This window comes from Chryseobacterium sp. SIMBA_029 (genome assembly GCF_046535275.1).
GTDB lineage: Bacteria > Bacteroidota > Bacteroidia > Flavobacteriales > Weeksellaceae > Chryseobacterium.
Genome location: NZ_JAWRXA010000005.1, coordinates 215,874 through 239,194 on the forward strand (window position 1 = coordinate 215,874; position 23,321 = coordinate 239,194).

The 23,321-nt window shown below is 33.3% G+C and carries 15 protein-coding genes; 9 read left to right on the forward strand and 6 right to left on the reverse strand.

Annotated features, from left to right (window positions below; translation table 11 throughout):
- Positions 1 to 127: 127 nt before the first annotated feature.
- The 4 genes from SB679_RS10905 to SB679_RS10920 all read right to left on the reverse strand — a co-directional run bounded on the left by SB679_RS10905 (position 128) and on the right by SB679_RS10920 (position 4,004).
- A complete protein-coding gene (locus SB679_RS10905) occupies positions 128 to 1,123 on the reverse strand; it encodes a phosphotransferase (protein ID WP_410702298.1) in 996 nt (331 codons plus the stop codon).
- A 218-nt stretch (positions 1,124 to 1,341) separates the two neighbouring features.
- Positions 1,342 to 1,890 (reverse strand): flavodoxin family protein, encoded by a 549-nt coding sequence (locus SB679_RS10910; RefSeq protein ID WP_410702299.1) that lies wholly within the window; start codon positions 1,888 to 1,890, stop codon positions 1,342 to 1,344.
- An 83-nt stretch (positions 1,891 to 1,973) separates the two neighbouring features.
- Positions 1,974 to 3,134: an aldo/keto reductase gene (locus SB679_RS10915; protein ID WP_410702300.1), complete on the reverse strand. Its 1,161-nt coding sequence runs from the start codon at positions 3,132 to 3,134 to the stop codon at positions 1,974 to 1,976.
- Between the two features lie 18 nt (positions 3,135 to 3,152).
- On the reverse strand, positions 3,153 to 4,004 hold the full coding sequence (locus SB679_RS10920; RefSeq protein WP_410702302.1) for an aldo/keto reductase: 852 nt from the start codon (positions 4,002 to 4,004) through the stop codon (positions 3,153 to 3,155).
- 173 nt (positions 4,005 to 4,177) lie between these two features.
- Here SB679_RS10920 and SB679_RS10925 point away from each other — a divergent pair, with 173 nt between their 5' ends.
- The 9 genes from SB679_RS10925 (at position 4,178) to SB679_RS10965 (ending at position 19,288) form a co-directional block, all read left to right on the forward strand.
- The gene (locus SB679_RS10925; RefSeq protein WP_410702303.1) at positions 4,178 to 5,074 is read left to right on the forward strand and encodes a helix-turn-helix domain-containing protein; all 897 of its coding nucleotides are present in this window, start codon (positions 4,178 to 4,180) and stop codon (positions 5,072 to 5,074) included.
- A 359-nt stretch (positions 5,075 to 5,433) separates the two neighbouring features.
- The gene (locus SB679_RS10930) at positions 5,434 to 5,625 is read left to right on the forward strand and encodes a cold-shock protein (protein ID WP_410702304.1); all 192 of its coding nucleotides are present in this window, start codon (positions 5,434 to 5,436) and stop codon (positions 5,623 to 5,625) included.
- A gap of 92 nt (positions 5,626 to 5,717) precedes the next feature.
- Positions 5,718 to 5,909 carry a cold-shock protein gene (locus tag SB679_RS10935; protein WP_410702305.1) on the forward strand — a complete coding sequence of 64 codons (192 nt, stop codon included), beginning with the start codon at positions 5,718 to 5,720 and terminating at the stop codon, positions 5,907 to 5,909.
- Between the two features lie 764 nt (positions 5,910 to 6,673).
- Complete coding sequence (locus tag SB679_RS10940; RefSeq protein WP_410702306.1) at positions 6,674 to 9,514, forward strand: SNF2-related protein; 2,841 nt, start codon at positions 6,674 to 6,676, stop codon at positions 9,512 to 9,514.
- 7 nt (positions 9,515 to 9,521) lie between these two features.
- Positions 9,522 to 12,308 (forward strand): site-specific DNA-methyltransferase, encoded by a 2,787-nt coding sequence (locus SB679_RS10945; protein ID WP_410702308.1) that lies wholly within the window; start codon positions 9,522 to 9,524, stop codon positions 12,306 to 12,308.
- A gap of 1 nt (position 12,309) precedes the next feature.
- On the forward strand, positions 12,310 to 13,674 hold the full coding sequence (locus SB679_RS10950) for a DUF262 domain-containing protein (RefSeq protein ID WP_410702309.1): 1,365 nt from the start codon (positions 12,310 to 12,312) through the stop codon (positions 13,672 to 13,674).
- Positions 13,674 to 15,635 (forward strand): DUF262 domain-containing protein, encoded by a 1,962-nt coding sequence (locus SB679_RS10955; protein ID WP_410702310.1) that lies wholly within the window; start codon positions 13,674 to 13,676, stop codon positions 15,633 to 15,635. The genes SB679_RS10950 and SB679_RS10955 overlap by 1 nt, the downstream gene beginning before the upstream one ends.
- A 12-nt stretch (positions 15,636 to 15,647) precedes the next feature.
- Positions 15,648 to 18,842, forward strand: coding sequence for a DEAD/DEAH box helicase family protein (locus tag SB679_RS10960; RefSeq protein WP_410702311.1), 3,195 nt, complete (start codon positions 15,648 to 15,650; stop codon positions 18,840 to 18,842).
- The gene (locus SB679_RS10965) at positions 18,842 to 19,288 is read left to right on the forward strand and encodes a hypothetical protein (protein WP_410702312.1); all 447 of its coding nucleotides are present in this window, start codon (positions 18,842 to 18,844) and stop codon (positions 19,286 to 19,288) included. Before SB679_RS10960 ends, SB679_RS10965 begins: the two co-directional genes overlap by 1 nt.
- A gap of 270 nt (positions 19,289 to 19,558) precedes the next feature.
- Here SB679_RS10965 and SB679_RS10970 read toward each other — a convergent pair whose 3' ends face one another.
- Complete coding sequence (locus SB679_RS10970; protein WP_410702313.1) at positions 19,559 to 19,708, reverse strand: hypothetical protein; 150 nt, start codon at positions 19,706 to 19,708, stop codon at positions 19,559 to 19,561.
- Between the two features lie 84 nt (positions 19,709 to 19,792).
- Entirely contained in the window at positions 19,793 to 23,065 is a 3,273-nt protein-coding gene (locus SB679_RS10975) for a DEAD/DEAH box helicase (protein ID WP_410702314.1), read from the reverse strand.
- Positions 23,066 to 23,321 lie beyond the last annotated feature (256 nt).

Genomic DNA, 23,321 nt, shown 5'->3' on the forward strand with positions numbered 1-23,321 from the left:
TATAAAAGCCGATATTATGACTAAAATTCAAGGGAAAAACTACGACTGATTTTTAACACTTCAGCCTGCCTATTGTTAGTCATTCGTTGTTTTCTCACTTGTCCTTCCATTTTAGGTTGTTATAAGTTTATGATTCAAACTCAATTTTATTGTAAGCAATCCAACGTTTCAAATTATTAACCATTCTTGTTAAATGGTCTTCATTCAAGAAAATATTTGTCCAGTATTCAAATCTATCACACTGAATACTTATATAATATGTCATAATTGCTAAACAAGCAAAAGGCAAAAGCTTTTTTTCTTCGCTGCTAATTTCAGTTACAGTTTCATACCCTTTTAAGAAGCTGTCTGCTTTTACTTGATAATCCTCTTCGTTCAAATTAGTTGCCAGTAACTGAAATAGGAAATAAGAAATGTCGAAACATAAATAACCATTGCCACAAAAATCAAAGTCAAAAAATGTAATTTCCTTTTCATCATCAATGTGCAAGTTATCAAACCAAACGTCAAGATGAACACTTCCATATCTCACTTTTTGGTTGTCAATCTTGTCAATTTTTAGAGTTAAAAAAGCAGATAGTTTTTCCAAAAACTCAACTTCACTGTTGTTTTTATTAAAGAATTTTTTTATTCTTACAATAGAGTTGTTTAGTAAGTTTTGAGAGTTGTAAGATATTCTTTTCAGTTCAAAATTTTCTGTCGACTGATGAACTTTCGCTAATGCTTCTCCAATTAGAAAGCTTGTTTGGGCTGAAAATTTTGCGGTCTTTGTACCATTGGCATATGAAAATAAAACACCAAATCTTTTTCCTTCTGGCGCTTCAATCTCTTGAATTAATGTGTTCGATTTGTCTTCTATTGGATAAGCAGCGGGTCGGTTGTTTTCTTTTAAATGAAGTAAAAGTCTTAATTCTTCTTCAATTTCTAATTTTGTCCGCCAATTACAAGTATAAACCCTAAAAACGTATTTCTTTTCGTCGTCGTGAACTATGTATAAATGGTTCATTGCAAGTCGAAATATACTACATTCCGTTTTGTCGTTTAGTCCGTATTTTTGTTGAATAAATTGGCCAAGTTCACTTGGTGAAAGTGTGCTATTTATTGTTGAAAATTTCTCTGTCATCAATTTTTAGTTTGTCTTTCATTACGGCCGATCTTACAATGGCCGCTAAATCTCAAATATACGCATGTTTTTAAATTACATTCAATATCTGGATTCTTCTACTATTGAATTGTTAACTTTTTGCAGGTCACAAATTCCTTCTAAAAAAAAGAGACTAGCTATCAAATGTGATTAATCTTCTTTAAAAAAATGGTCACTTAATCAGGTTATTTTATTCTTTATTTTGACATTCCTATTTTGGTCAGCCATTCTTGTATTTTCTTTTCAGCTTCTATTTTCTTATTGCCTTCCATCACAAATAGAATTCCGTCTCTTTCAATACCTCCTTTTATTGTAAAACCTTCTAAAATTTTACTGTCGGGACATCGCTGTTTCACTGTTTCAAAGCTGCTGCCTACACCATAACCTGCATTAGTATTGAAAGGGATTATCGTTTTTCCTTTAAAATTATTCTGACTTAAAAAACTTTTCATCGGTGGCGGTAGCTGCATTCCCCACGTTGGAAAACCTATAAATACAACATCATATTTTTCTATGTCATCAATCTTTGTTTTAAGAGGGGGTAAAAAACCAGTTTCATTTTCTTTTGCCACTTGGTCAACAATTGCCTTATAATTTTCCGGATAAGGATTTTGTAATTCCAACTCAATTAAAGTTCCGCCTACATTTTGATGAATGATTTCTGCAATTGTTTTGGTATTCTTTGTTCGGGATACATAAACAATCAATACTTTTTTCTCTTTTGGTATTTCTTTTTCTTCAGACATTGATATCTGAGCTTTTGAACACGACGACAATAACAGAAGTATCATATAAAACCATAGACTGCATTTTTTCAACTTTTTCATAATTAATGTACTATTTCTTTTGTAAAAGGAGCTTCTACATCTGAAAACTGCTGTACCAATACCGGTAATCTTTCTCCTACAATTGTAACAGCGTCTAGCTCTCTGCTTAATTCCTGAAATTCGCTGGTTGAAAATTTCACATGATCTGCAGCACTGTTTTCTAACATATGTGCCATTTGTGTAGTCCCCGGAATCGGTACAATCCAGGGTTTCTGATATAATAACCAAGCTAATGATATCTGTCCTGGTGTGGCATTTTTCTTGTCAGCCCATTTTTTCAAAATCTCTACTATTACCAAATTTTTAGGTAAATTTTCCGGGGAAAAGCGACTCTCTCCACCGCGGATATCACCTTGAGCAAATTTTGTATTAGCATCAATAGCTCCTGTTGTAAAACCAACTCCAAGGGGGCTCCAAGCTACAAAACCGATACCCAGTTTTTCACAAAGTGGTAAAATTGTCTTTTCAGGTCCCCGCCATAAAAGGGAATATTCATTCTGAATTGCGGTTACCGGATGAATTTCATGAGCTCGTCTTACTGTTTGTACACCGGGTTCTGAAAGTCCGTAATGCAAAACTTTTCCTTCTCTGATTAAATCTTTTATGACACCTACAACATCTTCAATCGGAACTTCGGGGTCTACACGATGTTGATATAATAAATCAATACGGTCTGTACGAAGGCGTTTCAGCATCCCTTCCACTACTATTTTTATATGTTCAGGTTTGCTGTTCAATCCCGGTAAGCGTGTCCCGGTTTGCTGATCAATGTTCCAACCGAATTTAGTTTCAATAACTATTTTATCACGAAAAGAAGAAACCGCTTCGCCCAAAATCTTCTCACATTCAAAAGGTCCATAAGCTTCAGCGGTATCAAATAAAGTAACCCCGTTATCAAAAGCTTTCCGAATGATGTTGTGCATCTCTTTGCGTGACGGAATTGTAGTCTGATATGTTCGGCTCATATTCTGAACACCTAAACCTACAGCAGAAACCTCCAGCGATTTCCCCAATTTTCTACGACCTGCTGCAAGACCAGTCTGGTTATTGCTTTCACCTATTCTATGATCAGTTGAAGCTGCTTTTAATAATGAATCAAATGGTAACAATGCAGCTCCAACAGCTGCAAGACCTGCTGTTTTTAAAATATCTCTTCTGTTCATTCTGCTATATTTTATCAATTATAAATCAAGTTTTCTTCCGCTCAGCCATTTTACCATATCGGGATCTCTATGATCAAAAAATAAACTGGAAGCGGTATCTAAAGCTGCAATAGCCTGCATATCTTCGGAAGAAAGTTCAAAATCGAAGATGTTGAAGTTTTCAGCCATTCTTTCTCTACGGACAGATTTTGGAATTACAATCACATTCCTTTGGGTAAGCCAGTTTAAGATGACCTGTGCTACAGATTTATTGTATTTTCCTGCGATGGCTTTAAGGATTTCATTGTTGAAAATATCATTTTTGCCCTCTGCAAAAGGTCCCCAGGATTCAATCTGTACATTATTTTCCGCCAGAAATTTCTGTGTTTCCGACTGTTGGTGAAACGGATGTGTCTCAATCTGGTTTACTGCCGGTGTAAATCCACTGTTCACAATCAAATCTGCAATTCTATTCGGATGAAAGTTTGAAACACCAATGGCTCTTATTTTTCCTTGAAAATACAATTCCTGCATTGCTTTCCACGATCCGAAAACATCACCATATGGCTGATGAATAAGATATAAATCCAGATAATCCAGCTGAAGTTTATGCAATGACTTTTCAAATGCTTTCAGTGTATTTTCATATCCAGCATCCTGCACCCAAAGTTTTGTGGTGATAAATAATTCTTCTCTTGCAATTCCACTTTTTTTGATTGCATTTCCTACGGCTTCTTCATTCCCGTACGATGCTGCTGTGTCAATCAACCGATATCCTGTTTCAATAGCATCTGCAACCGCTTGTTCACATTCTGCCAGGTCCGGCACCTGAAATACTCCGAACCCTAAGATTGGCATTTCTACTCCATTGTTTAATGTTATATTTTTCATTTTAAATTATTTTTAAATTCAAATTTTAAGTTTCTTATGCAAAGTTCTCAATTGATAATGGAGGGATTGGTATATGGATTACGGCTTTTATAACCAATATTACTGATAATCCTATAAGGGCTTTAATACAAGACTTTTAATCTGTAGTTTTGTTTCATCAAAAGAATAAAGTGATGAGTATGGCTATTAATTTTGAAACCGTTGATGATTATAATACATTCAATAATCATGAGACTTTACATCCGTTGGTAAGTGTTATAGACTTTTCCAAAGCTCACAGGAGAACAGGCTCTAAAATGAATTTTAACCTTTACTGTATTTTTTTAAAAGATGTGAAATGCGGGGATTTAAAATACGGCCGTGCAACCTATGATTACCAAAAAGGAACGTTGGTTTTTGTTTCACCGGGACAGGTTCTGGATGTTGAAAATAAAACAGACCTTTATCAGCCAATGGGACACGGGCTTGTTTTCCATCCTGATCTAATAAAAGGAACGTTGTTGGCTAAAACCATTTCGGATCATAGTTTTTTCAGCTATCATACGAATGAAGCGCTGCATCTTTCTGCAAAGGAACAGCAATTGGTACTGGATCTTTTTGCAATCATTGATACAGAACTGCAACAATCGGTTGATAAACATAGTAAAAAGCTTATTGCCTCAAATATTGAATTATTTTTTAATTACTGTGACCGTTTTTACGACCGTCAGTTTATTACCCGTGAGAATGTGAACAAAGGAATTTTAGAAAGATTTGAGGATCTGTTAAAGACTTATTTCTCTTCTGAAAAACCTTATTCTATTGGTTTGCCATCCGTTGCTTATTGTGCAGATGAATTGCATTTATCAGCCAACTATTTCGGTGATTTAATTAAAAAAGAAACGGGTAAGACTGCTCAAGAGTACATTCAAAACAAAATAATTGATGTCGCCAAAGAACGGGTTTTTAATTCTGATAAATCCATTTCCCAGATTGCCTACGAACTTGGGTTCAAGTATCCCCAACATTTTATCCGACTGTTTAAACAAAAAACGGGCGTACCCCCCAATGAATACAGAAGTTTGAATTAATTCTCATTGCGGATTTATTATATTTATATAAAATAATATCATAAAAAACAGAAAATTGCTTGTTTTCAATAAATTATGCGTACATTTGTAAAATAATCAGGCTTCTGCCGACGCTTCTTCTGAAATTTTTGAACTTACAATTCCCTATCAGTCTTCGCTTTTTCAGTCGCTAATTTTTGTCATCAATTTACAGGTGCAGTACCTTTTTTCAGCTTGAATATTTCAAGATTCTAAAAATACCCACATCATTTCTTGCTTACAAATCGATTTATTACCGTGTTGACGTAATCATCAATACTGTGATGGCAATAGCCAAAATAATTTATCAGTAAATACAACAATTTTTATAATACAATACAATGCAACAAGGAACAGTAAAATTCTTTAACGATACCAAAGGATTTGGTTTTATTACCCCTTCAACTGGTGGTCCAGACGTTTTCGTACATACTTCAGGTTTAGTAGATACTATTCGTGAAAACGATGTCGTAACATTCGACTTACAAAATGGTAATAAGGGTGTTAACGCCGTTAATGTACGCATAGCGTAAATTAAAAAACTGTTTTGATATCATCATTACAGTTATGGCGGAAGCCAAAAACAATTTATTCAGTAAATACAACAATTTTATAATACAATACAATGCAACAAGGAACAGTAAAATTCTTTAATGATGCCAAAGGATTTGGTTTTATTACCCCTTCAAATGGTGGTCCGGACGTTTTCGTACATACTTCAGGTTTAGTAGATACTATTCGTGAAAATGATGTCGTAACATTCGATGTACAAAATGGTAATAAAGGCGTTAACGCAGTTAACGTGAAAATAGCATAAATTAAGACGGAAGTTTAAAAACTTCTTTCTCAATATACTAATTAGCAGAGGACCTATGTTCTCTGCTATTTTTTTGCAATAACGGATATTACAACCTGTTATATTCTTTTAATTTATTGAGTTTTGCTTAATTATTTTCCGATACAGTATCTAAATAAGTCTTTATTAATGATGGTTTAAACAAGTCGCGGTGTACAAAAGTGGTACAGAATTAAGATGCTGCAACATCTTTTTTTTTACATTTTCGCACGAATTTCGTCATATTAAACACCTGCAAACCAATGTTTTATATTTTTTACCGATAAATTTAAAAACACATTTATACTACTTCTGCACACCTCCAATCTCATAAATTACTGTAAATTAAACAATTAACAATTCCCGACTGCCACAGTGATAATTGATACATTTCGCCAGTACACCTCAATTTTTCCTCTATTTTAGGGTGAAATTAATTTACGACTCCTACAGGTATAGCTCAAATTTTATATTAAAATGTTTTAATTAATCTACTTATTAATTCTCTGTTGGATTTACTAACTCCAAAATCTTTTGATAGATTTGACCATTTACTAAGTGCGGAACTTGTTTGCTCAATAACATTCTCTATGAATTCTTTTGATAGTTAGGCTTCCCTTCCTAATTTAGTCAGATGTTTGAAGGTTATATTTCGTCTTCCTCCTATTAATTGTCCAAACTAGTTTAAAAACTTACAATCATAACATTGTGAATTATAGGTATATTTGGAATTAAAAATAATAATTGTGATAATAAACCCATATCAAGCAAAATACTACGCTTATGAGCTTTCCAAAAAGGCAACATCTGATTCTGCTGAAAAATTTGGAGCAACTTTAATGGATGCAAAAGTGGAGCTTAATCCACATCAAATAGAGGCTGCTTTATTTGCATTTAAATCTCCTTATTCGAAAGGTGCAATTTTGGCAGACGAAGTTGGATTAGGTAAAACAATAGAAGCAGGTATTCTTTTAAGCCAGAAATGGGCTGAAGGAAAAAGAAAAATACTGATTATCTGCCCATCTTCTTTGAGAAAGCAATGGGTTAACGAATTAGAGGATAAGTTTTACTTAAAATCAGAAGTTTTAGATAATATCAGTTACAATAAAAAAGTAAAATCTGGTGTAAGAAATCCTTTTGATACCGATGCAACGATTAAGATTTGTAGTTATCAATTTGCGCGTAAAAGAGCTGAAGAAATTCAGTTAACTTCTTGGGATTTGATGGTTCTTGATGAGGCACATTATCTTCGAAATGCCTATAAATATGGTAATGTAACTGCCCAAACCATTCAAAATGCGATTCGTGATTACAAGAAGGTGTTACTTACCGCTACTCCCTTGCAAAACAGGTTGGACGAATTATTTGGATTGGTTTCTTTTATTGATCCAGAGATATTTGGCGACATCAAATCATTTAGAAAAAATTATATTCTTGAATCAGAACAAAGAGATATTGAAGGCTTGAAAGAGCGTCTCAACAGTATTGTACACAGAACACTACGCAAAGATGTAAAAGAGTTTATCAATTACATAGAACGGATTCCAATTACACAACAATTTACACCCACACCTGCTGAACAGGAGCTTTATGAGAAGGTTTTAGATTATCTAAGACAAGAAAAAGCGTATGCTTTTCCGCCGGCACAAAAGCATTTGATGCAGTCGGTTATTTTCAAATTGCTGGGTTCTTCTTCTTTTGCCATTACTCGTACGCTTGAAGCGTTGCTTAAAAGATTAAAACTTCTTTTAGAAAATTCAAAAATAGTAGAAGATGATTTGTTTGAAATGTTCTTAGAAGAATATGAGCATTTAGATGATGACTTAGACGAATTGGAAGAGGAAGTAGATAATGATTTTACCGAAATAACGCTAGATGATAAAATCGCCATAGAGGCGGAAATCAAACAACTGGAGAAATTTCTTTCTTTATCAAATAGCATTCAGCACAATGAAAAAGGAGAAAAATTAATCATTGCCCTTGAACGCGGTTTTGAAAAGCTTAAAGAATTGGGAGCTTCAGAAAAAGCTTTGATTTTTACGGAATCTACCCGTACCCAGCATTATTTATATGACCGCTTATCTAAAGAAAAATACAACGGAAAAATTGTACTATTTAATGGTAACAACAGTGATGAAACTTCTAAACAGATTTATCGTGATTGGTTAGCAGACGAAAACAATGCAGGAAAGATATCTGGTTCAAGAGCTGTAGATATTCGCCAGGCGTTGATAGATGCATTCAGAAGTGACAAATACGATGTTATGATTGCGACAGAAGCCGGAGCGGAAGGTATCAATTTACAGTTTTGCAGTATGATTGTCAATTATGATTTGCCCTGGAATCCGCAACGTGTAGAACAGCGCATTGGTCGTTGTCACCGATATGGGCAGGAGCACGATGTTGTAGTCGCCAATTTCTTAAATGCATCTAATGCCGTTGAAGCAAGGGTCTTCGAACTTTTAGACAAAAAATTCAAATTGTTTGATGGCGTTTTTGGTTCTTCGGATGAGGTTTTGGGAACTATAGAAAGCGGTATTGATTTCGAGAAAAGAATCATTGAAGTTTACAAACTATGCAGAACAAAAGATGAAATAGAAAATTACTTCAATCAACTTCAAAAAGAATTTGAAGACCAGATTGATAGTAAGGTAAAGGCGACACAGTCAAAATTATTTGACCATTTTGAAGCCAGCGTAATAGAGAAATTGAAAATAACATTGTCTGAGACAAAAGTATTTATCGAGAAATTTGAAAAATGGCTTTGGGAACTTACCCGATTCTATATGCGAAACCGAGCACAATTCATTTATGATGATTTTACTTTTATTTTAGAAAACGGAGATAAATACACGCTCAATAAATCAAGGGAAGATGCCAAACGTTTTTTGGTAAATGGCGATATTGCCAAAAAAATAATTCAGCAGGGCAAAAAAGAAAAAACACCATTTGCTCATTTAGAGTTTGATTTCAATTCATCCCGAGCAACTTATACAGATATTCAAAAATTAAAATCTAAAAAAGGGATTATAAAAATTACGAATCTTGAAGTCTCATCTGAAATTGAAAGCCATAGTGTGTTGCTTTTTTCAGGAAAAACTGATGCCTATGAGCGCTTAAATGACGATATTTGCCGATTCATTTTGGGCTTATCATCAACGGTTATTGAAAATAAATTGGGTAATGAATCAACGATTGCTGAAGTGCATCTAAAAGTAAAAGAAGAACGTCTGAAACATCTGGAAGATACCGATGCATTTTTAATGCAACGTGAATTCAAAAAATTCCATAATTGGGCAGATGACCGAATAGTTGTATTGGAAAGCGAGCTTCGAGAGGCGAAAAAAGAAGAAAAAGAGATTGACAAAAATGCTATGCAGGCAGGTCTTTCTACCAGTGAAGCTTTACAATTTCAGGAATCTTTGGCAAAAGCAAAAAAGAAAGTGAGCAGGCTGAAACGTGAAATGTTTGAAAGGGAAGACGAAATAAATGAAGAACGCGACCAAATGATTGCGGAAGCAAGACAAAAATTAAACAGAGCAATAACAGAAGAAGAAGTGTTCACCATTTCTTTTGAATTGATATAATTATTTTATGAGCAACTACGAAAACCTTCAAAAAGTTTTAAGAGAAATATTTGAGATGGATAAGGCGGATTTAGATTTTGGAATCTACCGCATTATGAATCAGAAACGTGACCAGGTAAACGAATTCATTGATAAAAAACTACCCAAAGATATTAAAGATACTTTGGGACAGATACAGTCTAAAGATTCTATCACGCTACAGGCAGAGCTCGATAAAATGGGAAAAGGGCTTGATGATGCCGGTGTGGTGCGTGAAGATTCTCCAAAATATATGGCATTGCAACAGCAAATTACCAGCGCTATCGATACCAATGCATTGGAGCAGGAAGTGTTTTCGCATTTAGCCAATTTCTTTAAACGTTATTACAAAGACGGTGATTTTATTTCGCTTCGCCGTTACAAAAAAGATGTCTATGCCATTCCTTACGAGGGCGAAGAAGTAAAACTGCATTGGGCAAATGCTGACCAATATTACATCAAAACATCTGAACACTTAAAAAATTATGCCTTCAAACTTAACGATGGCAAAAAAGTATATTTCCAATTGAAGGAAGCCAGTACAGAGCAAAACAACAACAAAACGCAAGGTGATGTAGAACGTCGTTTCGCAATTTTTGAAGAACTGCCTGTGGAAGTAATTGAGGATGAACTATACATCAACTTCACTTACGAAACGCACAAGAAAACGGTAAAGCAGGATGAGCTGAGCAAACAGGCATTTGAAGTGATACAGGAAAATATTCCAAGTTCTTTTACTTTGGCTTTTGACAAAGCACCTACCGAGAAAAACAAAAACAGAACGTTGCTGGAAAAGCATCTGAACGACTTTATTTCCCGCAACAGTTTTGATTATTTCATCCACAAAGATTTGGGTAGATTTTTAAAGCGGGAACTAGATTTTTACATCAAAAACGAAGTGTTGTTTATTGATGATATAAATACCGAAAACCCGATTTATTTTACGGCGCAACTATCTAAAATAAAGGCACTGAAAACCGTTGCCAGCAAGATTATTGCATTTTTGGCGCAGATAGAAGATTTTCAAAAGAAGCTTTGGCTCAAAAAGAAATTTGTTATCAGTACCAATTACTGCATTACGCTAGACCGTATTCCAGAAAAATATTACGAAGAGATTTCTGCCAATGAAGCACAATTGGCAGAATGGGGAACGCTTTATGATGTTACGCTGAGCGGTGTGAATACGCTGTCGCAAGAAAAATTCTTAGTACTGGACACCAAGTTTTTCTCTGAAGAATTTAAAGACAAATTACTGGCAGAGTTTGATAATCTGGATGAAGAAACCGATGGGTTGCTCATTAATTCTGAAAATTTTCAGGCGTTGAATGCTATACAGGAAAAGTTCAAGGAAAAAGTTCAGACAATCTATATTGATCCTCCTTTTAATACTGGACATGATTTCCTTTATAAAGATGTTTTCAGAGATAGTTCTTGGATGTCACTTATTTACGATCGAGTTCTATTATCTCATTCTTTCTTGAAAAATGATGGCTCATTTTACCTTCATTTAGATAACAATGCAAATTACTTTGGTAGATTTATTTTGGATAATATTTTTGAAGAATCCAGATTTCTAAATGAAATTACTTGGCAAAGAACGACATCTGTTGGTAGTAGTAAAGCAATTGCAAATCGGTTTCCAACGGTTTCTGATACAATATTTCTATATGTAAAAAATAAAAACACATACAAATTCAACAAATTCTATACTCCTCCAAGCGAAGATTATAAAGCAAGGTTTAAAGAGGAAGATAAAAATGGTAAGTATTATTGGAATACGCTTGCTGCTTTTTCAAAGGAAACCTATTCTCGCTTAGAAAAAGAAGATAAGGTTAGGTGGACAGAGGGAGCAAAATACCCTCAATATAAAACATATTTACACGAACTAAAAGGAAATGTCATTCCTGATGTGTGGACAGATATTAATATGTTAAATCCTATGGCTGCAGAACGAGCTCTCGTAGACTTTCCAACCCAAAAGCCAGAATTATTAATTAACCGTGTTTTAGAATCTACATCAGACAAATCTGATTTAATTTTGGATTATTTCAATGGCAGTGGTACAACATCCGCAACTGCTTTGAAGATGAAAAGAAAATTTATTGGTGTTGAAATGGGTTCCTATTTCAATAGCAAGCTTCTGCCAAGAATTAAAAAAGTATTGCATGGAGATAAAAATGGAGTTTCAAAAGAAAATAATTGGAATGGCGGCGGGCTTGTTAAATACCAGGTTTTAGAAAGCTACGAAGATGCTTTAAATAATCTTCAATTGGGCAAAAGCAGTCAAGATGGTTTGTTTCAGTTTAGCGAAACAGCGCAGGAAGACTATTTGCTCCATTATATGCTCGATGTAGAAACACAAGACCATTTGTTCAACATCGAGATGTTCCGCAATCCGTTCAATTACCAATTAAAAGTTACCGAAAACAATGAGTTGGTGCCTACCAAAGTAGATTTGGTAGAAACCTTTAATTACCTCATCGGGATGTATGTGAGCCGTGTGCAACGCATCAAAGACATCAAACTGATAGAAGGCAAAACCCGCGAAGGCATCAAAACCCTCATCATCTGGCGCAATCTGGAAAACACCACACACGATGAGGTGGCCAAGGTGTTCCGCAAATTGTATGATGGTGTTCGTTCGTCAGAATTTGACCAGATTTACATTAACGGCGACCATCATTTCGATAACATCCGCACCGGTGGCGATAACTTCAAAGTGAAAATGATAGAAGAAACTTTTTTCAAGAAGATGTTTAATATTTCTGAATTGTAATATGTCGCACACTACTATAGAAACCGATGGGAATCTTCGTATTCAAACATTGAAGATTAGCGACCTCTTGCAATTGCAGGATTTAACAATACCTGTTTATCAACGTCCGTATAAATGGCAGGAGAAGCATATTTCGCAACTTATTGAAGATATTAATTTCTTTAAAGGGAAGTCTGCCTACAGACTTGGAACCTTGGTTGTACATAAAGATGAAAATAGTGATGAATTGAATATTGTTGATGGACAACAAAGAACGATTAGCTGTATATTATTATTTAAAGCTATTCTTGAAACCATTAAGATAGAAGACCCACATTTAAAGAAAGAAGTAGATGCAATCAGTAAAAATCTAATTGATTTTTACTTTAGCAATGAAACAACTGCCTACAATATTCAAAACAATTATGCGGTTGCAAGAAGAGCTATTGCTAAATGTGATGAAGATTTTGTAAGATTTTTTCTTAATCACTGTGAACTGATTTACTTTGAGATTGGACACATCAGTGAGGCATTTCAGTTTTTTGATTCTCAGAATGCAAGAGGGAAAGACTTAGACCCGCACGATTTGCTTAAAGCATACCACTTGAGGGAATATGCCGAAAAAGATGAAATGCTAAAACTGGATAATGTGACTGTGTGGGAAAAACATCAATCGAGCGACTTGGCAAGACTGTTTTCAGAATACTTATTTAGAATTCGCTCCTGGTCACGTGGTGATTCTGCACAAGTATTTGATAAGAATAAAATATATCTTTTCAAAGGGGTCACTATAGAAAAGATAGGTGATTTTAAATATGCTGATTCTCTGAGAATATTGCATCACTTTACCGATGAGTACAATAAATGTTATCATCGGCAGATAGATTTGGGCAACAAACCCTATCCATTTCAATTAGATGCTCCCATTATTAACGGAAGGCGTTTTTTTGAAATGATAAGCTATTATAAAGATGTTTTTGATATGTGTGTTGAAAATATTCAGAGCAACCAAAAGCTAACTGAGAACTCAAAAAATATTTTTAGCACTATCAAAAGTTACGATGGTTGGGAACGTACAGGTGATACCTATGTAAGAACTCTTTTTGAATGTACTTTGGTTTTTTATGTCGATAAATTCGGTTTTAACCACATCAACGAGGCTATAGAAAAGATATTTGCCTGGGCGTACCGATTGCGTTTAGAATATTATGCGATTCAGTTTGTCAGTGTTGATAATTATGTTTTAGGTAATAATCTCTTTGCAGATTTTAAAAACAATTATTCTCCACAGGAAGCTTTGTCAAGACCGGTTGACTATAATTTTAGTAAAGGAAGGACTATTGAGAAACTTGAGGAAATTTTAAAATCACTTTATTACATCAGTTAATGGCACATCAGGTAGAAACATATAATATTAAAGAATTATTTGAGTCTGGTAATTACAGAATACCTATATATCAACGTAATTATGCGTGGGGGAAAAGTGAGATAATACAACTCATTCAAGATATCATCGATTATATTCCTGAGCAAAGAAATTACTATATCGGAACACTTGTAGTTTATCCACAGAAAATAAATGAAGAAACTGTTTATGATGCAATAGACGGTCAACAGAGGCTTACGACTTTATCGATAATTTTGTCAGTTTTAAAAAATAAGTTTGGCGAAGTTAACTGGTATACAAAACAGATACTAAATTTTGAAAGTCGACCATTATCTCAAAATGCAATGAGTTTTGCTAAGACTGGTTATTTCGACGGTCACAAAGAATATCATTCTACAATTAAGGAGGCATACGACAGTATAGAAATAGAATTGATTACTAGGGAAAATAATAAAACTATAAATATCAGTGAATTTGCTACTTTTCTCACGGATTTTGTAACTATTCTCCGTGTAGAGGTTCCTCACGATACCGATTTGAACCACTATTTTGAAATAATGAATAACAGAGGCGAGCAACTTGAAAAACACGAGGTTGTAAAATCTATTTTGCTCGATTCACTGTATGATGAGACAGATGAAAATAACGAACAAATTCAGGAATTGTTTCATACCATTTGGGATACGGTTCAGAATATGGAACGCTATGTTCAGTTTGGTTTTGAACCTGATTTGCGTAAGATTTTGTTTGGTAAAGATTGGTCAAACCTTGCAGTTGAAAACACTAACCAATTATTAAATACTTATCAGGATTTTAAACAAAATGCTAAAAGTCGAGGTGATTTTAAAATGAATATTGATAAGATATTATCAAGCGAAAAATCATTTCAAAATACCGAAAATCGGTTAGAAAATTCAGACCGATTCACTTCACCTATCAACTTTCAAAATTTCCTTCTGCATATACTGAAAATTCAAACTGAAAGTGGCGACGTTTCATTAGATGACAAAAAGTTAATTGACTTCTTTAAGCAAACAATTAAAAGCAAAACCAAAGAAGAAGCAAAACAATTTGGATTGGACTTTATGTTTAATTTGCTTCGTGGAAAATGGTTGATGGATGCTTATGTAATCAAAAGACAGCTTGTCGCCGATAAAGAAGGCTGGAGTTTACTGAAGCTAAAGTCTAATGATGGTAAAAAAGGTTACTATGTGAATACTTTTGGTAAAGACGAAGCTTTGCATAAAAAAGGAAGAGATTGGAGTAATGAGTATATCATTATGCTGTTGTCTATGTTTCACGTATCAACGCCGACAATGATTTATAAACATTGGTTAAATGCTTCACTTTATCATTTGATGAACTCGGAAACTGTGCGATATAGTGACTATAAAAATTATTTGGAGAAAATAGCGAAGCAGTTGATTTGCTTTAGATTCCTGAATACGGATAAAGAAAGTAAATTAGATTATAATAAACTGATATATCAATCTGAGGAAATAAATGAAAATTATCCGATTATTGAATATGAAAATTCACAACTAAGTTATAAGACTATCGAAAATAATCTAATTTTTAATTTTTTAGATTATACGATATGGAATAAATTAGACGTAGGCGATGTAGGAGTTAATTTTGAGTTTTCTTTCAGAAGTTCTGTTGAACATTATTTCCCACAAAATCCTATAGGTGGAAACCCTTTGGAAGATGAGAAAGCATTGCACTCATTCGGAAATTTATGCTTAATTAGTCATCAGAAAAACTCAAAACTTAATCATCATTTACCGTCTGCAAAAAAGAATTACTATTCTAAATTGAACAGTAAAAGTGGATTAGCTTATGATAGTTTAAAACAATATGTGATGATGAATGATTATGATGCAGATACTTGGGATGAAGTGAGTATTAAAGACCATCACAAAAAGATGGTTGATAAACTAAATGAATTTATCCAAAATTAAAACAGACAAAAAATGAATTTTCACGATAAACTCGTACTCAACAAATATATGCTGTCGCTTTTTGGGATAGACAGCATCGGCAAAAAAATCATTGGTAAAAAAGGCGTTGAGATTTTTACAGATTTAAAACTTTCTGTGAACGAAGGCTATACCGAAGAAGGAAACACCTTTTATCTGCAAACGCTTATCAGTCATTTGTATGGTTCTGAGCAGTTAACGCCTACAATGTTGCAGACCTATGATGAAAATATTGTACGCTATACCAAACAAATTTCAGAAAGCAGAGAAAAAGTAATCACCTGGAAATATTTTCAGTATCTGTCGCTTTTGTTCACAGAAGTGTATCTCGATAAGTATTTTCAGAATAAAGTAAAATTGCTGGCAGACTTAAATGAATATGTTGCTGAATTTAATTCGAAACTGACGCTCACTGGTACCAGTAAGAAAAAAGATAAAGATGTTTTTACAGCTTCCAAATTTACCTTGGAAAGTCTCAATAAACTGGCATTTTGGAATGCTACAGGTTCTGGGAAAACCCTGTTGATGCAGATTAACATCAAGCAATATTTGCATTACGCCAATCATTACAACCAGCAGCATCAAAACAAAGTGTTGCTCATTACGCCCAACGAAGGTTTAAGCAAACAACATTTGGAAGAATTTGCAAAGTCAGATATTCGGGCTAACAATTTCAGTAAAAACAGTACCGGAATGTTTTCGGGCAAAGAAGTAGAAGTCTTGGAAATTACAAAACTGGCGGAAAACAGTGGCGAAAAAACGGTAGCTGTTGACAGTTTCGAGACTGATAATCTCGTCTTGATTGATGAAGGACACGGTGGAATGAGTGGAGACAGCTGGAAGAAGTATAGAGATAAACTAAGCCAGACAGGTTTTGCCTTTGAGTATTCAGCTACTTTTGGGCAGGCTATCAATGCTGCATCTGGTGCGAAAAAGACAGAGTTCACACAAGAATACGCCAAGAGTATTCTGTTTGATTATTCGTATAAATATTTTTATGAAGATGGATATGGTAAAGATTACCGCATCCTCAATTTAAAAGGCGATGATGAACGTTACCGAAAATTGTATTTGACTGCAAATCTAGTTTCATTTTTTCAGCAACAATTATTGTTCAAAGAACAGAAAACAGCATTACGGGATTTTTTATTGCACAAACCATTGTGGGTTTTTGTAGGAGGAAAAGTAAATGCCGTTCGGAAAGAAGGTGGCAAAGAAGTTTCAGATGTTTTGGAAATCATTTATTTTCTTACCGATTTTTTGAAGAATTCAACGGTCTCGATTCAACAGATTGATGAGGTGGTGAATAACAAAGCTGGATTGGTAGATAAAAACGGCTATCCTATTTTTGAAACATCTTTCAGCTATTTGTTGGAACAAAAATTGGATGTGCGTACCATTTTCAACCAAATCAATGAGTTGGTTTTTAATAATACAACGATTGGCGCTAATTTGTATCTGGACAATCTGAAAGGTGCAGATGGCGAATTGGGTTTACGTGTTGGTGACAGTGACTACTTCGGTGTCATCAACGTCGGCGACGAAAAAACATTGTATCAATTAGCCATTACCAATAGTGTTTTGGGGACAGAGAAAGACTTTTCAGATTCTTTATTCAAGAAAATTAATGAAGATACTTCACCCATCAATTTGTTAATTGGCTCTAAGAAATTCTCAGAAGGCTGGTCTTCGTGGCGAGTATCATCAATGGGATTGATGAATGTGGGCAAAAGTGAAGGCTCGCAAATTATTCAGTTATTTGGCCGAGGCGTGAGATTAAAAGGTTATCAGTTCTCTCTGAAACGTTCTGCCGGTCTGGATGATTATCAAAAACCCGAAACCATTAAACAAATCAAGCCATTACTCAAACACTTGGAAACTCTACAGATTTTTGGTGTAAAAGCCGATTATATGGAGCAGTTTAAACAGTTTTTGGAAGAGGAAGGCTTGCCGGTAAATGACTCATCTTGGATTTCAATTAAAATTCCGACGGAGCAAAAAGAAATTGTAAAACAAAACAAGCTCAAACTAATTGCTGTAAAAGAAAGTGAAAACTTTAAGCGGAATATTTTAGTTCCGTTAGTTTATAACGAGAAACTTTTCGACGGAAATTTGGTGGAGCTCGATTGGTACCCTAAGATTGATATTTTGGAGAAAAAATCTTCCGGTGTGGCATTAACCAAAAACAAAAGTGTTTTAACTAATCAGCATATTTCTCTATTAAATTGGAATACCATTTATTTAGAAATACAGAATTTTAAAGCAGATAAAAGTTATCACAATTTAAGCATTCAATTAGAAGATTTAAAAAAAATACTACAAAATGTTTCTTGGTACAATTTGTATATTCCGGCGCATCATTTAGAATTTTCTAAATATGAGAATGTTTCTATTTGGCAAGAACTATCCATTACTTTGCTAAAAAAATATATTGAGCAATTTTATCTTTTCTATAAAAACGAATTCCATTCAGAGCATATTGAGACTGTTCAGTTAAATGGTTCCGATGAGAATTTTGTGTTGGAATACGATGTCCGCTTGAATTCTGATGAAGATATTGCGCATTTTCAAAATAAAGTGGAGCAATTGAAAAACGAAGTTTTGGATTCAGCATTTTCAAATATTCAAATTGCCAGTGAAGCTTCAGCTTTTGACAACATCCTGCATCTGTACAAGCCATTGATTTATTTAGGTAAAAATTACCAAAATTTCATACAGGTAAGTCCAATTGCTTTGGATGCTTCAGAAAAGCAGTTTTTAGATGATTTAATTATTTACACGGAAAATAATGTTGACAAATTAAAAGAAACAGAAATACACGTTTTAAGAAATCAAAGTAAAAAAGGATTGGGTTTCTTCACCGATGGCAATAACTTTTATCCGGATTTTATTCTCTGGATGTTGAAAGATGGCAAACAGTACATCAAATTTATTGACCCCAAAGGAATTCGAAATTCTAAAGGCATCAATGACCCAAAGATTCAGTTTCATAAAGTCATCAAAGAAAAAATACAACCTCAGGTGATTGCAAACGGGATAGAGTTAGATTCTTACATTGTCTCAAATACATCCTATTTGGAAGTAAACTGGAAAGACCAATTATCTGTTGCTGATTTTAACAGAGTAAATGTTTTGTTTCAGAAAGAGAATGTGGAGGATTATATTGCAATAATATTAAATATGAACTAATGGCTTTATTAGAAAAACAACAAACAGGTATTGCTTGTGAGTATTACGTTGCGGGTGAGCTTTCAAGATTAGGATACAACGTATCGCTCACATTTGGGAGTACAAAAAGCATTGACTTACTTGTAGAAAAAGATGATGCTACTATGGCAATTCAGGTCAAAGGTATTCAACGTACAAAATCCATTTGCTGGAATTTCGATAAGAGAAAAGTTAAACCTAATATTCTGTATGTCTTGGTCAATCTTCACGCTGATAAAATTGACGAAAAACCAGAGTTTTTTGTTCTTACTTCAAAAGAGATGATTGATAATTTTAGAAATACACCATCAAATGGTGAGAAACGTACGTATTTGGATTACAAAAGAATAAAAGACATTTTGGAATTTAAAAACAATTGGCAGAAGATTGACGCTGTATTAAATAGAAAAAGTAGTTTTGCTATTTAAACTCATTTAAAGACGCTAATGAAATTACTGATTATTAAATATAAACTCAGATTCCCATTAGAGATGTTGAAGCATGTTTTGAACTACCAGAAATTTTTGCTTTCTATTTTATTTGGTAAAAGCTTAATCACTTGATTGTTTTAATTCCTAATAACATTATTAATTACTGTTTTAAAAAGAAAAAGTGGCGCTTCTTAGTTTGCTTAAATGAAAAAATATTATTCGTTGCTCTACATACCTCCTTATAGTTTTATAATCCTTGCTGAAGATTTATTTTATAATAGCCAATAATTCAACTTTGCCAGTCTCATCAAATATTTTCCAATCTTCAATCTGACATATAATTTTATCTCTTTGATGAGGACCACGTAGATTGTCAATATCGCTTATGAAGTTCAAATTTTCTAGCTTTGTAATCATTTATAGTTTTTGCTTTTAAATATTTATTTTCCAAAGTTTACAAAAAAAAATCATTCTCATTATTGTTTTTTACTAATGGGTATTTTAGCTTGAAATTACTCGTAAGTCAATTCCTCCTTCCTTCTTTAGATGATTTGATGTAACTCCCAGTAAATTTAAAATTGAAGGTGTTGCAGTTTCTTTAGAAAATCCTGGTTGGACAATATAAATTTGAAATTTCAATTCTTTCTTCCATTTGGCTTCAAATAGTAATTTTTCCAATAATTCTATATCACCCTTTCTAATCCGGGTTTGTCCAATTTTCTGTTTTTTATCTTCTCTTTTTATTAAATGATTAAAGAATTCCACATTATCTTTATATTTCCAAATCAAAGATTTTTGTGTTTGACCGCAAACTTCATAAAAGTTCTTAATTTCACCTGATACTTGACCGCTTTGAGCAAATTTCAAATGATATAAATCTATAACAATTTCATTTTCATTATTTTTAATCGCAACAATATCTGCAATTTCTCCTTTATTATCATCATTAAAAATTAAATCATAATAATTTTCCTGGATTAATTTCTCAATGGAATGAAACTGAATTGAATTGGTATTTAAATTCGAAAATCCCTCAGATTCACTATTTAAATTAACTCCATTCCAATCCCAAGCTTCAATTTTATCTTTTGGAAAATTTAGTATTTGCTCATTGAATTTCACGTAATCATTTCCTTGTAAAAATGCTCCATCGTGAAACCAAAATTTGGGTGGCAGTTCATTGAAAAATTCAGCTACAGAAAAATTTCTTGATCCCATTTTTACATTAGCATCAATAGTAGAAATCTTTACAATACTGAAGCTATATAATTTACTGCCATTCGCAGTTGTTTCACTTAAATTTAATTGAAAAGCAATACTCTCATTTTCAGTGTCTAAAGAGAAGCACAATGCATTGTCATTATCAGGATTAAAAGTGTTGAGCTCCAAGGTTGATAAATCACACTCGATTCCGTTAATTGTGAAAACAACTTTATCTTCGATTGTTTTATAAATTTCGTGATGCCAATCTACTGAAATTGGATAAGCATCTGGTCTCACAGAAATCCTAACTGGTTTTATAGAGTTTTTAAATAAAATATTGTTAGGATCAATTTCATCGTTTGCCAATTTAACAGCAATTCCGTCACACCAATCCAAGAACTGATTTATTGTTCCTCTGGAATATGACCAGATTCTTCCTCTTCTTGAACATCCTATTGAAGTAATATTTCCATCCTCAAACCCAACACCAAAAACATTGTTGTTGATTCCTGACTTTTCTTCAGCCAGAGAAAGTCCTTCTTGTACACCTTTTCCATAATAAGACTGAAAAGTGATATCTTTTCCAAGACCTTTTCTTAGCCCTAAGTTAAAAAGTCGAACCCGGTCAATATTATAAAAAGTTTTGAATACCTCTTCATCTTTTATTAGTACGGAGCTTTCACCAATAACAGCATTTGCTAATTCTTTATAAAGACTTCCTTTATCTGAGGAATGTATAAATAGTAAATTTTTTGATTGCTGCCAGTAAACTATATAAATATCCCATTCAATATTATAAACGTCTTTAAAACTACCCCAATCAACGGGTTTTTTATTTCCTAGAAAAACAATCAATGCCTTTTTCTCTCTATTTAAATCGGAAAATTTATAATCATAATTTTCATAACCTTTTATGCCTTTCTTGAAATTCATTGGATGCCAATCCTCGGTTTGATTTTGATAAACTACGGAGCTAAAGGCTGGACGGACTTCTTGAAATGGAATGAGTGATTCGTCCAAGTGATTAAATCCCGCTAAGAATTCTTGTAGGTTTATCTGTTCTTGGGTAGCTTGTAAACTTAACGCTGGTAATATTGAGTTCCAATTTGATTCTTTAGCATAAAGAAGACTTAATTCATCACTTAAAGTTGGTTGATGAAGATTTGCAATAAAACTTGCCTTACCCAAATTATTATCTTTGTTCGTACGTGTAAACCTACCTGCAAATTGCAAAGTGATTGGTAAGCTTTTTCTTACATCGTGGAATGCTGCAATTTTCAATTCGGGCAAATCAAATCCCTCACCAAGCATATCAACACATACAATAATCTGATGCTGTTTATCTATTATATTTTGTTTAATATTTGATTGCCTTTTTAGATTAGAATATATTTTAACAGGATTTAAGTCTGTATATTGTGAGTATATTTCAAAAACTTCATCTGCACGATATTTATCCTCACACCTAGCCATCAAAATATGTTCATAACCATTGGCTATATCTTCTCTTAATTTATTTACAGCTGTTTCTGCAATTTTTAAGTCTGCAATTTTTTGGTCATATTCTCTTATTGGGATAAAATCAATTTCTTTAAAATAACCTTGTTCCTGTGCTTCTTTTAGTGTGAAATTATAAATGATTTTTCCATCGAGTAATTGCCCGTCATTTCTATACGGTGTTGCTGTAAAAAGAACCACTCTATTTTTATCAAAAGATTTAATGAGTTTATTCCAGCTTTTAGCTTTCGAATGATGTGCTTCATCAACAAATAGATGTGAACACTTTTCAGTCAGTAAGTTTTTCTGCTGAATTGACATTGATGTCAATAAATCCATTGTAGAAACAATTACATTACATTTATCAAAAAACTGATTAAGTTCTTCCTCATTGCTAAAACCAGTATTTAGCATTCCCACTTTTGGATATTTAGCGGAAGTGTTTACAATTGAATTTCCTTCACTATCAAGTTTTTTTAACCAACCTAAATTACAAAATTTTCCAGCTAATTGACCTCTTAGAGCATCAGATGGTACAGTAACTAAAAGCTTACTACATTTATTAGCAATCAAGACAGATAACATTGTTTCCGTTTTACCCGTTCCTGTCGGTAATACGACTGTAGCAATTTCAGTAGCATTTGTTAAATGTCCCAAAATAGAATGAATGGCTCCAATCTGAGGTTTACGCAATCCTATTGAATTGTTTTCAATATCTTCTTCTTTGAAATTGAATGTGTTTTTCCAAGAATTCACTATAGTATCTGATAAATTATCAACATTATCCGGATGCTTCAACCATTTAATAAATTTTATATTTCCATTCTCAACATCAGCTTTGTAAAAGCTTTTTGATAATAGCACAAAATTTTTATCGTCAGGAACATCATTCTTATCTGTAGTGATATAATATTCATTGTAATCCCAATCCTTTAAAATGACTTTTCCTCTTTGAAAAGAAACAATTTCAAATTCTTTATCTGTTTCTTCCTTAATTAAATGAATTATTATATTCTTTTTTGCAGCGTTTCCTATTTTCTCTTCTCTTTGTAGTTTGGGTAATTTTAAATTCATTGCTATTATTAGTTTTGTTAAAAATACTATAATTGAATTATTGGGACAATTATAAAAAAACACTCTCGCTACCAAATATTTAATATGATAATTATGCCAAAATAAGAATAAGTAGTCTCAAATTTTTAAACATCTGGAAAATTAGTTTTTCAAAACGTAATTATTTTACGGTTTCCTGTATAATGTTCTAAAAATTTATAATAAAATCTCCAAAGGAGGCGGTAGGTTTGTAAGTATGAAATGTTGACCATTATAT